General features: G+C 71.1%; 13 protein-coding genes, 1 tRNA gene and 4 pseudogenes. 10 read left to right on the top strand and 8 right to left on the bottom strand.

All coding sequences use genetic code 11. From position 1 onward, the window contains the following. Positions 1-24: 24 nt before the first annotated feature. Entirely contained in the window at positions 25-1,074 is a 1,050-nt protein-coding gene (locus tag ACZ8AI_RS14190) for a mechanosensitive ion channel family protein (RefSeq protein WP_464858731.1), read from the top strand. Between the two features lie 24 nt (positions 1,075-1,098). After that, positions 1,099-1,560, top strand: a complete 462-nt coding sequence (locus ACZ8AI_RS14185) for a globin (RefSeq protein WP_464858730.1) — start codon at positions 1,099-1,101, stop codon at positions 1,558-1,560. 108 nt (positions 1,561-1,668) lie between these two features. On the opposite strand, the gene ACZ8AI_RS14180 is transcribed toward ACZ8AI_RS14185, so the two are convergent. Continuing rightward, entirely contained in the window at positions 1,669-2,511 is an 843-nt protein-coding gene (locus tag ACZ8AI_RS14180) for an NAD-dependent epimerase/dehydratase family protein (RefSeq protein ID WP_464858729.1), read from the bottom strand. Positions 2,512-2,547: 36 nt separating this feature from the next. Beyond that, a complete protein-coding gene (locus ACZ8AI_RS14175) occupies positions 2,548-3,249 on the bottom strand; it encodes a DUF8185 domain-containing protein (protein ID WP_071293707.1) in 702 nt (233 codons plus the stop codon). A 47-nt stretch (positions 3,250-3,296) separates the two neighbouring features. Between ACZ8AI_RS14175 and ACZ8AI_RS14170 the strand changes: the two genes are divergently transcribed. After that, complete coding sequence (locus tag ACZ8AI_RS14170; protein WP_464858728.1) at positions 3,297-4,154, top strand: acyl-CoA thioesterase; 858 nt, start codon at positions 3,297-3,299, stop codon at positions 4,152-4,154. A gap of 32 nt (positions 4,155-4,186) precedes the next feature. Here the strand turns inward: ACZ8AI_RS14170 and ACZ8AI_RS14165 are convergent, their stop codons facing one another. Next, complete coding sequence (locus ACZ8AI_RS14165) at positions 4,187-4,642, bottom strand: acyl-CoA thioesterase (protein WP_071293887.1); 456 nt, start codon at positions 4,640-4,642, stop codon at positions 4,187-4,189. A 29-nt stretch (positions 4,643-4,671) separates the two neighbouring features. Continuing rightward, on the bottom strand, positions 4,672-6,357 hold the full coding sequence (gene ettA / locus ACZ8AI_RS14160; RefSeq protein ID WP_464858727.1) for an energy-dependent translational throttle protein EttA: 1,686 nt from the start codon (positions 6,355-6,357) through the stop codon (positions 4,672-4,674). Between the two features lie 136 nt (positions 6,358-6,493). Here ettA and ACZ8AI_RS14155 point away from each other — a divergent pair, with 136 nt between their 5' ends. Next, entirely contained in the window at positions 6,494-7,231 is a 738-nt protein-coding gene (locus tag ACZ8AI_RS14155) for a hypothetical protein (RefSeq protein WP_464858726.1), read from the top strand. 15 nt (positions 7,232-7,246) lie between these two features. Here the strand turns inward: ACZ8AI_RS14155 and ACZ8AI_RS14150 are convergent, their stop codons facing one another. Together ACZ8AI_RS14150 and msrA are read right to left on the bottom strand one after the other, a co-directional pair. Beyond that, on the bottom strand, positions 7,247-7,894 hold the full coding sequence (locus ACZ8AI_RS14150; RefSeq protein WP_464858725.1) for a single-stranded DNA-binding protein: 648 nt from the start codon (positions 7,892-7,894) through the stop codon (positions 7,247-7,249). A 443-nt stretch (positions 7,895-8,337) separates the two neighbouring features. Further along, positions 8,338-8,859: pseudogene (msrA, locus tag ACZ8AI_RS14145) on the bottom strand (peptide-methionine (S)-S-oxide reductase MsrA); the annotation flags it as partial. Positions 8,860-9,108: 249 nt separating this feature from the next. On the opposite strand from msrA, the gene ACZ8AI_RS14140 reads away from it, so the two are divergent. The 3 genes from ACZ8AI_RS14140 to ACZ8AI_RS14130 all read left to right on the top strand — a co-directional run bounded on the left by ACZ8AI_RS14140 (position 9,109) and on the right by ACZ8AI_RS14130 (position 10,875). After that, positions 9,109-9,294, top strand: coding sequence for a hypothetical protein (locus ACZ8AI_RS14140; protein WP_464858724.1), 186 nt, complete (start codon positions 9,109-9,111; stop codon positions 9,292-9,294). A 122-nt stretch (positions 9,295-9,416) separates the two neighbouring features. Beyond that, entirely contained in the window at positions 9,417-10,724 is a 1,308-nt protein-coding gene (locus ACZ8AI_RS14135; RefSeq protein WP_464858723.1) for a hypothetical protein, read from the top strand. Further along, the gene (locus ACZ8AI_RS14130) at positions 10,690-10,875 is read left to right on the top strand and encodes a hypothetical protein (protein ID WP_464858722.1); all 186 of its coding nucleotides are present in this window, start codon (positions 10,690-10,692) and stop codon (positions 10,873-10,875) included. The genes ACZ8AI_RS14135 and ACZ8AI_RS14130 overlap by 35 nt, the downstream gene beginning before the upstream one ends. Positions 10,876-10,941: 66 nt before the next feature. On the opposite strand, the gene ACZ8AI_RS14125 is transcribed toward ACZ8AI_RS14130, so the two are convergent. Together ACZ8AI_RS14125 and ACZ8AI_RS14120 are read right to left on the bottom strand one after the other, a co-directional pair. Beyond that, positions 10,942-11,016, bottom strand: a tRNA-Arg gene (locus ACZ8AI_RS14125). 14 nt (positions 11,017-11,030) lie between these two features. After that, positions 11,031-11,591, bottom strand: a complete 561-nt coding sequence (locus ACZ8AI_RS14120; RefSeq protein ID WP_464858721.1) for a P-loop NTPase family protein — start codon at positions 11,589-11,591, stop codon at positions 11,031-11,033. A 107-nt stretch (positions 11,592-11,698) separates the two neighbouring features. Between ACZ8AI_RS14120 and ACZ8AI_RS14115 the strand changes: the two are divergent. From ACZ8AI_RS14115 to ACZ8AI_RS14105, 3 pseudogenes are all read left to right on the top strand, one after another. After that, positions 11,699-12,040: pseudogene (locus ACZ8AI_RS14115) on the top strand (acylneuraminate cytidylyltransferase family protein); the annotation flags it as partial. 442 nt (positions 12,041-12,482) lie between these two features. Continuing rightward, positions 12,483-13,355 (top strand): annotated as a pseudogene (locus tag ACZ8AI_RS14110) (N-acetylneuraminate synthase family protein). After that, positions 13,352-13,681, top strand: a pseudogene (locus tag ACZ8AI_RS14105) (DUF6716 putative glycosyltransferase); the annotation flags it as partial. The pseudogenes ACZ8AI_RS14110 and ACZ8AI_RS14105, both read left to right, overlap by 4 nt. Positions 13,682-13,685 lie beyond the last annotated feature (4 nt).

The raw sequence follows: 13,685 nt of genomic DNA, 5'->3' as shown, positions 1-13,685 counted from the left end.
CCGCCCTCTAGCATCGTTCGGATCATGATCTTGGCTGCAACCCCGTCCCCGACCCCGACCGACGCCGCCCAGGCCGTCACGCAGACGTTCGGTGAGTTCGTCGACACCTGGCACGTGCCGATCACGATCGTCATCACGATCCTCGCGGCGATCGTGCTGCGCATCCTCCTGCGGCGCTCGATCAAGGGCATCGTCGACCGCGTCGTGAACGGCGTCAAGAAGCGGCAGGGCGCGGAGGACACGCAGGCGCTCATCGCGTCGCCGATCCAGACCGCACGCGTGGTCCAGCGCACCCGGACGCTCGGCAGCGTGCTCGAGAACCTCGCGACGGTGGCGGTCGTGATCGTCGCGCTCGCGGTGATCATCCCGCAGGTGCTCCCGAACGCGGCAGTCGGCATCGTCGGCGGCGCGTCACTGATCGCGGCCGGACTCGCCGTCGGGGCGCAGAGCATCGTGAAGGACCTGCTGTCCGGCGTCTTCATGATCCTCGAGGACCAGGCCGGCGTCGGCGACGTCGTCGACACCGGGCAGGCCACCGGCGTCGTCGAGAACGTCGGCCTCCGCGTCATGCAGATCCGCGACGTGAACGGCATCCTCTGGTTCGTGCCGAACGGGCAGATCCTGCGCGTCGGCAACCTGTCACAGGGCTGGTCGCGCGTGCTCGTCGACATCACGGTCCCCTACGACACCGACATCGACGCCGTGCAGGACGCCCTGCTCAAGGCCGCGGTGGCGATGTCGCAGGAGCCCCGCTGGCGGCAGCGCATCGTCGAGAAGCCCGAGATCTGGGGCCTGCAGTCCGTCTCCGACGCCGGCATGGTGTTCCGCCTCGTCGTGAAGACCCGCGCCTCCGAGCTCGACGTCGTCGGCCGCGAACTCCGCATCCGCCTGAAGCGCTCGGTGGACGAGCTCGGCGTGACCCTGCCCGCGATGGCGATGATCATGCCGGCGGGCTGGGAGAACGCGACGTCGATCAACGGCCTCCCGCACGGTGCGGACCCAGCCGACCCCCGCGCCGACGAAACCCCGGCGCACCAAGCGCAACGTCCTCGGTCAGCCGATCCACACCGATGACCCCGACGGTGGGAAGGACCCCCGATGACCGACTCCACTCCCCCGATCGGCACGCCCGGCGTCCCGGCGCAGCCGATCACGCTCCGGGTCGGCGAGCACGGCGCCTCCGCGACCGGGTCCCTGTTCGACCGCATCGGCGGCGCGCCCACGTTCGACCGGCTCGTCCGTCGCTTCTACGAGGGCGTCCAGCAGGACGACGTCATCTGGCCGATGTACCCGGCCGACGACCTCGAGGGCGCGATCTGGCGCCTCTCCGCCTTCCTGCAGCAGTACTGGGGCGGCCCCGGCACCTACAGCGAGGAGCGCGGGCACCCGCGACTCCGCATGCGGCACATGCCGTTCCGCGTCACGCCGGAAGCACGCGAACGCTGGCTGCGCCACATGCGCGAAGCCGTCGAGTCACTCGACCTCGCGCCCCTCGACGAGGCCGAGCTCTGGGCCTACCTCGACCGCGCAGCCCACGCGATGACCAACTCGTTCGACTGACGGACGGTCGGCGCACGTCCGCGACGTGATCGCTCGACGGCCTGGAGGCGCGGTGCCAGCTGGCACCGCGCCTCCAGGCCGTCAGGCGGTCGCCATCAGGCGGTCGCGTCAGCGGACGTACGATCCGTCCGCCAGGTCCTCGAGCAGCGACGGGCGGGTCGGGCTCCAGCCGAAGGCGGCGCGTGCGTGCGCGCCGGAGGCTTCCTGGTGCATGAGGAGCGCGTCCGCGTACACCGCGCCGAGACGTTCTCGGCTGGCGTCGACGCTCTCGGCGACGACCGGCGATCCGTGTGCGCCCGCCTCGGCGATCTCGCGCACCGTCGGGTTGTCCCCGGTCGCCGCGAGGACGTAGCCGTCCTGCTCACCACGGTGGAGGGCGAGCACGTACAGCTCGCCGAGGTCGTCGACGTGCACGGTCGACCAGCGCTGGGAGCCGTCGCCCACCAAGCGGACCTCGTGCTCGCCGTCCCCGACGAACATCGCCGGGATGCCGGCGCCGCGGCCGTAGACGATGCCCGGGGCGACGATCGTGGTGCGGACGTCGCTCGCACGGACGGCGGCCTCGTTGGCGCCACGCCACGACGTCATCGCGGGCGGCGACGCCGGGGACTGCTCGGAGATGTCCGTCGAGTCCCCGAACGTGAAGATCCCACCCGTGTGCACGAAGGGCTTCGGGGTGCCGTGCAACGCCTCGAGGACGGTCGCGGTGAAGGCCGGGTCGACGTCCTGCGCGGACGCCGTGTGCACGACCGCGTCGGCCTCGTGCGCGAGTCGTCGGACGACGTCGGTGTCGGTGACGTCACCGACCAGCGCTCGGCCGCCGGCGTCACGGACGGCCTGCGCCTTCTGGTCGGAGCGGACGAGCGCGGTGACCTCGTGGTCGTGGGCGACGACCGCGCGGAGGACGGAGGAACCGATGTACCCGGACGCACCGGTGAGGAAGACGTGCATGCGCCCACCCAACCACCGTGGACCGCGAGGACGCTGCTACGGGTTCAGGGTCCAGGCGCGACGCTTGACGAGCACGTGCCCGCGCGAGGTCGTCAGACGGCTCCACGGACCGGTCTCGAACAACCGGACCGGGTCGTGCCCCAGGAACCCGAGGCTCTCCCCTGCGAAGCCGGCGCCGGCGGGCACGTGTTCGATGCCCGCGACCGGACGGCCCCAGACCTCGGACCGGACCTTGCGGACGATCGCCTCGCCCGCGTTCGTCGGCACGGCGTCGGCGACCTCGGCGATGCCGTCGCGGGTGGCCCGGCGGAGCAGTTCCGGCGAGATGTCCGGCAGCGGCACCCAACCGCCTCGGGGCGGGGAGATGGCGGCCCACGTCACCGTGTGGACCTCGTGCGGCAGCTCCACCTCGATCGGGGTCGCCCGCGTGGGGTCGGCGCCCTCGGCACCTTCCGCGTCCTGCGTCTCGGCGAGCAGGCGGAGTCGTTCCTGCAGCGAGGCCAGGGGCACCACGGCGTCGATCGTGGCGGGTTCCGTCAGCGAGAACGTGCGGAGGCCGAGCACCGTCGGGAGTTCGTCGAGCAGGCCGAGCGGGTAGAGGATCGCCGTGTACACCGCGAGGACGCCGGAGTCGGCGATGAGGCGGACGGAGCCGTCCTCGATGCGGGCGGCACGTCCGAGGTAGGTGCGGAGGTCTCCGAGGGAGGCTGCGTCGGGAAGCGTGAACGAGGTGCCCATGTCACCAGGGATCCTACCGGGGTGGACTGTGTTCGTAGACTGCGGGGGTGAACGGCGAACCGGACTTCCTGCGGACCCTCCGACTCGAGGACACGGGCGCGAGTACGGGCAAGACCATCCTCACCGGCGCGAGCCACTGGTCCCCCGGCGGACGCGTCTTCGGCGGCCAGGTCCTCGCACAGTGCATCGTCGCCGCGCAGGCCACCATCGAGGACCGCGAGATCCACTCGATGCACGGGTACTTCCTCCGCCCCGGGGACATCGAACTGCCGATCACCTTCGCGGTCGAGCGCATCCACGACGGCCGGTCGTTCGCCGCGCGGCGCGTGCAGGCCTACCAGCGGGGCGTGCCGATCTTCTCGATGATCGCGTCGTTCCAGCGACCGGACACGGGCGTCGAGCACCAGGACCCGTTCCCCGTCGACACCCCGTCGCCCGAGTCGCTGCCGTCGGCCGCGTCGATCCTCTCGGCGATCGACCACCCGGTCGCGCGGGCCTGGGCCGAGCGCTCGATCGACCTGCGGCACGTCGAGGGCCCCGTGTTCGTCGACGTGCAGGGCCAGCACGTCCCGCACCAGGCCGTCTGGTTCCGGGTCGAGGGCGACCTGCCGGAGGACCCGGCGTTGCACCGCGCGATCCTCGGGTACGCCAGCGACCTGTCCATCCTCGAGCCGATCATGCGCCGACACGGTGTCGCCTGGGGAACGCCGGGGCTCAAGAGCGCGAGTCTCGACCACGCGATGTGGTGGCACCGTGACGGCCGTGCCGACGAGTGGGTCCTGTACACGCAGGAGTCCCCGAGCGCACAGGGCGGTCGGGGACTCGCGTTCGGCCGGATGTTCTCGCGGGACGGGCGGCTGCTGGCGTCGGTCGCGCAGGAGGGGATGATGCGGGTCCCGCGCTGACGGTCCCCGCTGACGGCTCCGTTGCGTCGCCGTCAGGGTCGGGAGAACTCGACCGGCGCCTCGGTGTACGGCGCGCACGCCGCACGTTCGGCTTCGGTGAGCCGCCGCGGACGGTTGCTTGCGGCGTCCACCATCACCAGCGCCGTCGTCGCCCGCGTGTAGAGCACGGCGGGCTCGTGCCCGACCGGCGACCAGACCTCGTACGAGACGTCGATGCTCGCACCGCCGATCCGCCCGATCCACATCTGGATGTCGAGGGGCTGCCGGAAGTACGGGATCGACGCCAGGTACTCGAGGCGCTGGGCCGCGATCACCGTCATCGTGCCCGACCCCGGGCGGCCGTCGATGATCGGCTCGGGGATCGATCCGTCGGACTCGAGCTCCTCCGGGTCGGGGCCCCAGAACCCCACGATGCGCGCCTCTTCCAGCAGGCGCAGCATCGCGGAGTTGTTGACGTGACCGTACGCGTCGATGTCGCTCCACCGCATGCGGATCGGAGCGTGCAGCCTCGCCACCGTCAGTCGCGGGTGAGCTTGCGGTACGTCGCGCGACCGGGCTTCGCCGCGTCGGCGCCGAGCCGCTCGATCTTGTTCTCCTCGTACGCCTCGAAGTTGCCCTCGAACCAGTACCAGTTGGGGGTGCCGTCCTCGTTCAGGCCCTCCCACGCGAGGATGTGCGTCGCGATGCGGTCGAGGAACCACCGGTCGTGCGTGATGACCACGGCGCAACCGGGGTACTCGAGCAGCGCGTTCTCGAGGCTGCCCAGGGTCTCGACGTCCAGGTCGTTGGTCGGCTCGTCGAGGAGCAGCAGGTTGCCGCCCTGCTTGAGCGTCAGCGCCAGGTTGAGACGGTTCCGCTCACCACCGGAGAGGATGCCGGCGCGCTTCTGCTGGTCCGGACCCTTGAAGCCGAACTGCGACACGTAGGCGCGGGACGGGATCTCGGTCTTGCCGACCTGGATGTAGTCGAGGCCGTCGGACACGACCTCCCACAGGTTCTTGTTCGGGTCGATACCGCCGCGGCTCTGGTCGACGTACGAGATGTCGACCGTGTCACCGATCTTCAGCGTGCCGCCGTCGAGGGGCTCGAGGCCGACGATCGTCTTGAACAGCGTGGTCTTGCCGACGCCGTTCGGGCCGATCACGCCGACGATGCCGTTGCGGGGCAGCGTGAAGGACAGGTCGCCGATGATGACGCGCTCACCGAACTGCTTGTGCAGCTTCTCGGCGTCGATGACCTGCGAACCGAGACGCGGCCCCACCGGGATCACGATCTCCTCGAAGTCGAGCTTCCGGGTGCGCTCGGCCTCGGTCACCATCTCCTCGTAGCGGGCGAGGCGGGCCTTCGACTTCGCCTGACGGCCCTTGGTGTTGCTGCGGACCCAGTCGAGCTCGGACGACAGCCGCTTCGCGAGCTTGGCGTCCTTCTTGCCCTGGACCTCGAGTCGGGCGCGCTTCTTCTCGAGGTAGGTCGAGTAGTTGCCCTCGTACGGGTAGAGACGGCCGCGGTCGACCTCGGCGATCCACTGCGCGACGTGGTCGAGGAAGTACCGGTCGTGGGTCACCGCGAGGACGGCGCCGTGGTACTGCTGCAGGTGCTGCTCGAGCCACTGCACGCTCTCGGCGTCGAGGTGGTTGGTGGGCTCGTCGAGGAGGAGCAGGTCGGGCTTCTGGAGCAGGAGCTTGCAGAGCGCGACGCGGCGCTTCTCGCCGCCGGACAGGTGCGTGACGAGCTCGTCCCCCGGGGGGCACTGGAGCGCGGCCATCGCCTGCTCGAGCTGCGAGTCGAGGTCCCACGCGTCGGCCGCGTCGATCTCTTCCTGCAGCGTCCCCATCTCGGCGAGGAGGGCGTCGAAGTCGGCGTCGGGCTCGGCCATGAGGGCGGAGATCTCGTTGAAGCGCGCGATCTTGCCGTGGATCTCGCCCACGCCTTCCTGCACGTTCTCGAGCACCGTCTTCGACTCGTCGAGCTCCGGCTCCTGCATGAGGATGCCGACGCTGAAGCCCGGGGTGAGCTTCGCCTCGCCGTTGGACGGCTGGTCGAGACCCGCCATGATCTTCAGGATCGTCGACTTGCCCGCACCGTTCGGTCCGACGACGCCGATCTTGGCGCCGGGGAGGAACGACATCGTGACGTCGTCGAGGATCAGCTTGTCGCCGACCGCCTTGCGGGCGCGGACCATCTGGTAGATGTACTCAGCCATATCCCCACGAGTCTACTGAAGGTGGCCCCGCGTCGGAACGCGCAAAGGGGCTGTTGCATTCGGACACTTCGACGTACGGTGGCCTCGCCTTCCACCAGAGGCCTCGTCGTCCACCTCGGAGATCAGGATCAGGGACATGCCCAGAACACGTCTGCACCGGCTCGCGCTCCCCTTCGTCGGAGCGATCGCACTCGCGGTCGGTCTCGTCGCCCCCACCGGCGCCACGGCGTCCGCTGCGACCGTCGCCCCGCACGGCACCCCGCTGGTCGAGTACACGGCGGACATCACCGAGGGCGGCGCCGGCACGGGCTACTCGTCGTACATCAACGTCCACGACGCCTACAACAACGCGTTCTCGGTCGGGATCCAGTCGGACAAGGGCTCGACGGTCAGCAAGGGCGCTCCGCGCTTCATCTGGGAGCGCGTGCAGAACGGCAAGTTCTCGTACGGCTACCTCGGTCCGGCGACGCACAACGTGACGCCGGTCGGGCTCCGCTTCTACCCGAACAGCGTCGGCACGTTCTTCGCGAACGGCCACACGATCGCCGCCGTCGGGCTGAACCTGAAGGGCCGCCTGTTCTTCAACGTCGAGGGCAACGGCCGTCTCAACGGGGACGTCGTGCACTCGTCGATGCGCAACGTGAAGATCACGGTGCGGAACAAGCCGGGCGTGAGCGGGCTGCAGGGGAAGTGGAACACGAACTTCTCGTTCCATGGTCTGAAGGCGCGGCAGGTCAACTCGCCGGCGGTCCAGGGCGCGACGTTCTGGGTGGACGGCCGGGTCAGCGGACTGCCCAGGGGGCGGCAACTGGGACACGACCGAGGTCGCCGGCATCGGGATGATCACGCAGCGCTGGTGAACGTGCGGGGCTGATCCCCCGTCGGCCCGTCACGCTGCCGCCGGTTCGCCGTCGGAACGATCGTCCGTCGCCCGCGGTTCCGCGTCCTCGTACCCGGCAGCGAGGTGGAGGTCCGCGTCGCCGACGTGGGTGTGACCGTCGTGGTCGTGGTCGTGGCCGTGGTCGACCTGGGTGTGGCCGTCGTGGGTCTCCCCGTGGTCGTCACCGAGGTGCGCGCCGTCGGCGGTGTGCCGCTCATCGGCGTCAGCCCCCTGGACCTCGCCGGTCCGGGGATCGACGGTCGGCGTGCCGCCCGGCGCGGCCGTGGACTCGGAGGCGTGCCGCGGCACGCGGATCCAGTTGCTGATCCCCCACGCCAGGTCGTGGCCCAGCCCCTCGGCGTCGATCTCGACCGAGGTACCGCCGCGACCGTCGCGCTCCCAGGTCCGGATCCGGACCCGGCCCGTGACCACGATGCGGTCGCCCTTCTTGACGGACTTGTACACGTTGGCGGCGAGGGTCCGGAAGGCGGTGACGCTGTACCAGTTCGTCGCACCGTTGGTCCAGGTCGAGGTGGCGCGGTCCCAGCGCCGCGACGGCGATGCGAGACGCATGCTCGTGATGGCGATGCCGGTGTCGGTGACGAGGTGGCGCGGCTCCGTGGCGATGATCCCGCAGACGGTGATGGTGTCGTTCATGCGTCGATCGTGGACGAGCCCCGGGGCGCGGAAGCGCCCCGGGGCTCGATCTGTGACCGGATGTCTCGGAGAGGTGGGCTGTGGAGGAGGAGTCCCCCGCGCCTCCAGGCCGAGACGGCGACCACGCGGACGTCGCGCAGCCGGTGCGTGCTCAGTGCGCGCGGAACTCCGGCCGGTCGGCCAGCGGGCCGAGCGCAGCGTGGACCGCGCCCTTCGCGGACTCGAGCGACGGGTACGTCCCGCCGGAGCCGCGCCGGTTGTAGAGCTCGACGTGGAACCCGTCGTCGGCGCGGTGGATGCTGCCCACCGCACCGGCTGGCCCGACCGCGACCCACGTCCCCGTGCTGCTCGTCATCGTGCCGCTCGTCGTCGTGTGGCTCGTCATCGTGTCGTTCGTCATCGTTCGACCACCTCCTCGTGGCCCCGACGCCCCGGTCTCGGGACGCCAGGATGTACTGACTGTAGGCCTTGCGGACCTTGTTCACCTTGGGCAGCGCCACCGCGAGGCAGTAGCCCTGACCGGGGTTCTTCGCGAAGAAGTCCTGGTGGTACTCCTCCGCACGGTAGAAGGTACCGAGCGGCTCGATCGTCGTCACGATGCCGCCGTCCCAGATGTCCGACGCACGCTGGATCGCCCGCTCGAACACGGCGCGCTGCTCGTCGTCGGCCGGGAACATCGCCGAGCGGTACTGCGTGCCGACGTCGGCCCCTTGGCGGTTCAGCTGGCGCGGATCGTGCAGCGTGAAGAAGACGTCGAGGATGACGTCGGCCGGGATCACCGACTCGTCGAAGGTGACCGCCACGGCTTCGGCGTGACCCGTCGTGCCCGTGCACACGAGCCTCGTACGAGGGTTCGACGTCGCCCCGCCGATGTAGCCGGACACCACGTCCTGCACACCCTGGAGCGTGCGGTACACGGCGTCGAGACACCAGAAACATCCACCTGCGAGCACGAACGTGGTCACTGGCAGCAACCTACCTTCCTGGGCTCCGGACGAGCCGCGATCGGGGTCTTCCTCCTCCACAACCGACTCCGGCGTCCGGCTGTTCCACTGGATGGCCCCGCGACGCCTGGCGTGTCGGTGGTCGGCCGTAGCGTCGACCCCACACCGACCGATGAGGAGGCACCACGATGCAGACGACGACCGAACCCGCACTGCGGATCCGCTCCCGTCCCCGTCGCCCGTTCCCGTGGCGACCTCCGGATCCTCGACGTGCGCGACGACCTGAGCAGGGTCACCCGGGCGAACGGCGAGATCGTCGGCTACGTGGACCGCGTCGACGTGGCCGGCGGCACGGCCTACCGAGCCCGCCGGTACGTCTCCACCGAGCGCCGCTTCGTCGAGCTGCCGAACGTGTGGTCGGCGGACGACGCCGTCGACTGCCTCCGCTGGGGCTGACGGCGGGCTCGCAGCCCAGCTGGTGCCGCATGATGTTCCACATCGGAAGCATGTCCGGTCATGTGGACGGAACACCGTCCGGCCTCCCCGATGCCCGTTCGTTTCGTGGGTAGGGTGCGCGCATGGACTGGTGGAACGACCTGACCGACTGGATCTCCTCGGACGACGGCTGGCGCGTGATCTCCGGCGCGATCATCCCCTTCGTCGCGATCGTCGTGGCTGGCGTCATCGCCGCCCTGATCGGCCGCGGCGCGACCAAGCGCGTCGTCGCGATGCAGGAGCGCGAGGCCCGCAACGCCGCCGTCGCCGGCATCGTCTCGGCTGCGCGCAAGGCCGCTGCCTGGGGCTCGCTCGGCCACGACGAGCGCGCCTACGCCGACCACCTCGCCGAGGACGCCGACATCCGGCTCCGCCTGCTCCCGGCCACGGGCGCTCCGCTCGCCGCCAACTGGACGCAGCACGAGATCGCCGACATCAAGAAGAACTCGTCGACGTTCAGCTTCCAGGCAGAGCAGTCCCTCGCCGAGTTCCGGGAGCGTCTGCTCGAGTGGCAGGCACGACCGAGCAAGGCCCGCAAGCTCTTCAAGAGCGACCTCGAGCGGTGGAAGTTCGACTCCCCCGATCCCGACGCCGAGCTCATCACCCGCCAGCAGGACTGGAACGCCGACCAGAACGGCGGCGCCCGTCCCGCCGGCTCCGCCACCGAGACCGCTGCGGCCGCTCCGGCGACCGAGCGCCCCACCCCGACGACGACGTCGCTCCGCCCGGCAGCCCAGCGACCTGGAGGCACGCCCTCCTCCGCCACGTCGGCTCCGTCCGGCTCGGCGACCACCACGGCCGGCGGCGTTCCGACCGCATCGTCGGCGCCGGGCGCAGCGGGTCAGGCAAGCTCGCCGAGCGCGACGGGCACGGCAGGCGCGACGGGCACGGCATCCGCTCCGGCAGGTTCCGCTGCGGCCCGTGCGGCCGGCGCGGGCTTCTCGGTCACCCGGGGCGGATCGACGCAGGCCGACCCGAACGCGACCACCCCCATCTCGGACACGACCGCGACGAACGCGACCACCCCGATCACGGACGCCGACGCGACGCGGTCGTACGGCGACAGGGCCACCCGGTCGTACGGCGACAGCACACCGGTGCGGCCGACGCTCGGTTCGCCGGTGTCCCCGGCGCGTTCCGCATCGTCCGGCTCGCCGACCTCGTCGAGGACCGGGAACGACACGGACGACGTCGACGTCGTCGATGACGCCCGCGATGCCCGCGGGTCGAACGGCACGGGCGGGTCGAACGGCACGGGCGGCCCGGGCGGCGCATCCAGCCTCGCGCCCGGCGAGCACCCCGGCGGGTTCGTCCACGCCGTCCCCAGCGGCACAGCCGACCTCGGCCGACGCCCACGTGAACCGCTCCTCGGACGGCGACGGCGGCGCTGACCCGCGCACGCCGAACACGACCTCGGTGCCGACCCGCATCGCGGACGCCCCCGCCGAACCCGCCGACGCGAACGAGACCTCGGAAGCGCCGTACACGCAGCCGATCAGCGCCAGCGAACTCCGTCGTCGCGCCGCCGACGACGACGAGTGAGATCGCTGAGCGCCCCCGCCACCACCAGCGAAGGCCGCCGTCCATCAGGACGGCGGCTCTTCGTCGTGGTGCCCCGGCAGGAATCGAACCCGCGACACGGTGGGTAGAAACCACCTGCTCTATCCACTGAGCTACGGAGGCGGACGGCACCGATTCTATCCGCGGCCCCGATCGAGGTGCTGCACGAACCGATCGATCTCCCGCTGCGAGCGGAGGCGCACGATGCGGAGGTGCGGCGCCTCATGGACGAGCGACGGCACGCGATGCCGGGTCGCGTTCCGGGTGCTGATCCCCCACCGCACGATGTGTCCCGGGTCGGTGAAGAACGTCCACAGCGAGGGCTCGACGTTGCCGTTCCACATCTCGATCCGGCGGAACCGACGCCGCAGCGTCCGACGGACCAGCCGCCACAGCGCGACGTGGTTCGGCAGGTCGATCCAGACCAGCGTGTCCGCGCGCTCGGCGAGGAGCGGGCGCACGGAGGTGTACTGCCACTCCGTCACCCACTCCGGTTCGCTCGTGTACGCCTCGACGTCGGCGAGGAAGGACTCCCGCGGCTGCCATCCCGGGCCGTGGTACAGCGCGTCGATCTCGGTGTGCGGCAGACGGAGCACGGCTCCGATCCGAGCGGCGGTCGTGGTCTTGCCGACGCCGGTCGTCCCCGCCACGAGGACGCGGCGCGGAGCCGGATCGAGCGGGTCATCAACTCCGAGCATCCCTCGATCTTAACGCGGGGCGTCGGCTGCGCGGGTTCCGGCACGGTTCGGCGTGCGTCTGCCTGGCGTTCGCCTCCGAGCCACCGGCGCTTCGTAGCGTCCTGGTCATGCGCTCCCCCGGTTCCGTCGTCGCCGTGATCCCGGCACGCGCGGGCTCGAAGGGCATCCCCGGCAAGAACCTGCGATCGGTCGCCGGCCGCTCGCTCGTCCGGCGGGCCGTCGAGGCCGCACGCGGGGCGAGGTCGATCGACGCGGTGGTGGTCTCCACGGACGGCGACGCCATCGCCGCCGAAGCCCTCGACGCGGGCGCCCGGGTCGTCCGCCGCCCGGCCGACCTCGCCGGCGACGACGCCTCGTCGGAGTCGGCGGTCCTGCACGCGCTCGACGCCCTCGCCGCCGCGGGCGAGACACCCGAGATCGTCGTCTTCCTGCAGGCCACGTCGCCGTTCACCGACCCCACCGACCTCGATGCCGCGGTCGCCCGCGTACGGGACGGCCACGCCGACTCGGTCTTCGCCGCCGCGCCCTCGCACGCGTTCCTGTGGCGGATCGACGTCGACGGCAGTGCGAGCGCGGTGAACCACGACGCCGCGGTCCGTCCGCGTCGGCAGGGACCGAGCGCCGGAGTTCCGCGAGACCGGTGCGTTCTACGCCTTCCGGTCCGCCGCGTTCCAGCAGCACCGGCACCGGTTCCACGGCCGGGTCGAACTCGTGGTCGTCGACGGTCGGGGCGCGATCGACATCGACTACCCGGCCGACCTCGCGCTCGCCGACGCGCTGGCACCCCAGCTCGACCAACACGAGCACAAGGACCGGCCCCAGCACCCCCAGCCCCAGCACCACCCGCGCGCGCGCATCCCTGCCGCCCGTCCCCGCACCGAACGGAGCACCATGACCGTCAGCATCGGCACGTCCACCATCGGCGCCGGCCACCCCGCGTACCTCATCGGCGAGATCGGCCTCAACCACAACGGCGACGTCGACATCGCGAAGCGCCTCATCGACGTGGCGGCGGACGCCGGACTGCAGGCCGTGAAGTTCCAGAAGCGGACGCCGGCGATCTCGACGCCCGAGCACATGAAGTCCACGCCGCGCAGCACGCCGTGGGGCGAGATGACCTACCTCGAGTACCGCTACCGCGTCGAGTTCGACCGCGACCAGTACATCGAGATCGGCGACCACGCGACCCTGCGCGGCCTGGACTGGTTCGCGTCGCCGTGGGACGAGCCCTCGGTCGACTTCCTCGAGGACCTCAACGTCGTTGCCTACAAGATCGCGTCGGCGTCGGTGACCGACCTCGGCCTGCTCGCCGCGGTCGCCGCCACCGGCAAACCCGTCATCCTGTCGACCGGCATGTCGACGCTCGAGCAGATCGACCGCGCCGTCGAGACGCTCGGCACCGAACGCCTCGTGCTCATGCACGCCACCTCGACCTACCCGCTCCCCCGGAGGAGGCGAACCTCCGGATGATCGACACCCTCGCCCACCGCTACGCCGGTGTGCCGGTCGGGTACTCCGGCCACGAGCCCGGTCTGGCAGATCTCGATCGCGGCCGTCGCCCTCGGCGCCACGGCCGTCGAGCGCCACATCACGCTCGACCGGACGATGTGGGGCTCCGACCACGCCGCCTCGCTCGAGCCGCACGGGCTGCAGACCCTGGCACGCGACGTCCGGATCATCGAGTCCGCCCTCGGCGACGGCGTCAAGCGGGTCATGCCCGGCGAGCGCGCACCGCTCGCGAAGCTGCGCCGCGTCGGCGCGTGACCGGCGCGGACGAGACCAGCAGCGCCCTGGACCGTCACGTCGTCGGGGGCGAGCCGACCGACAGACTGGAGGCGCGCCTCCAGTCCGGTACGTCACCCCGCGTCCGACGCGTGGTCGGCCTGGTCGACACCGACTCGTTCGCGAAGTGGGGCGCCCACCTGCTCGCCACCGCGCCCGCGCACTGGGACCTGGAGCTGCTCACCGTCGCGACGCCACGGTCCGCCAGCCGGGCGCAGCTCCGGTCCGCGTTCCGGGAAGTCGACGCGCGGCTGGCGCACCTCGCCGCCGCACCGCCGGAGCCGCTCGACGTCGACGCCGTCGTGGAGCGGC

It is taken from the genome of Curtobacterium sp. AC273 (assembly GCF_979253735.1).
The sequence above is the reverse complement of the archived record's forward strand: the minus strand, read 5'-3'. Positions and strand labels throughout refer to the sequence as shown.

Excerpts from the sequence above, each read along its gene's own strand:
- ACZ8AI_RS14165 (WP_071293887.1), bottom strand. The coding sequence starts at position 4,642 with ATGCGGTGGAGCGACATCGACGCGTACGGTCACGTCAACAACTCCGCG.
- ACZ8AI_RS14185 (WP_464858730.1), top strand. The coding sequence starts at position 1,099 with ATGACCGACTCCACTCCCCCGATCGGCACGCCCGGCGTCCCGGCGCAG.
- ACZ8AI_RS14155 (WP_464858726.1), top strand. The coding sequence starts at position 6,494 with ATGCCCAGAACACGTCTGCACCGGCTCGCGCTCCCCTTCGTCGGAGCG.
- ACZ8AI_RS14175 (WP_071293707.1), bottom strand. The coding sequence starts at position 3,249 with ATGGGCACCTCGTTCACGCTTCCCGACGCAGCCTCCCTCGGAGACCTC.
- ACZ8AI_RS14120 (WP_464858721.1), bottom strand. The coding sequence starts at position 11,591 with ATGCTCGGAGTTGATGACCCGCTCGATCCGGCTCCGCGCCGCGTCCTC.
- ACZ8AI_RS14190 (WP_464858731.1), top strand. The coding sequence starts at position 25 with ATGATCTTGGCTGCAACCCCGTCCCCGACCCCGACCGACGCCGCCCAG.
- ACZ8AI_RS14180 (WP_464858729.1), bottom strand. The coding sequence starts at position 2,511 with ATGCACGTCTTCCTCACCGGTGCGTCCGGGTACATCGGTTCCTCCGTC.
- ACZ8AI_RS14150 (WP_464858725.1), bottom strand. The coding sequence starts at position 7,894 with ATGAACGACACCATCACCGTCTGCGGGATCATCGCCACGGAGCCGCGC.
- ACZ8AI_RS14135 (WP_464858723.1), top strand. The coding sequence starts at position 9,417 with ATGGACTGGTGGAACGACCTGACCGACTGGATCTCCTCGGACGACGGC.
- ettA (WP_464858727.1), bottom strand. The coding sequence starts at position 6,357 with ATGGCTGAGTACATCTACCAGATGGTCCGCGCCCGCAAGGCGGTCGGC.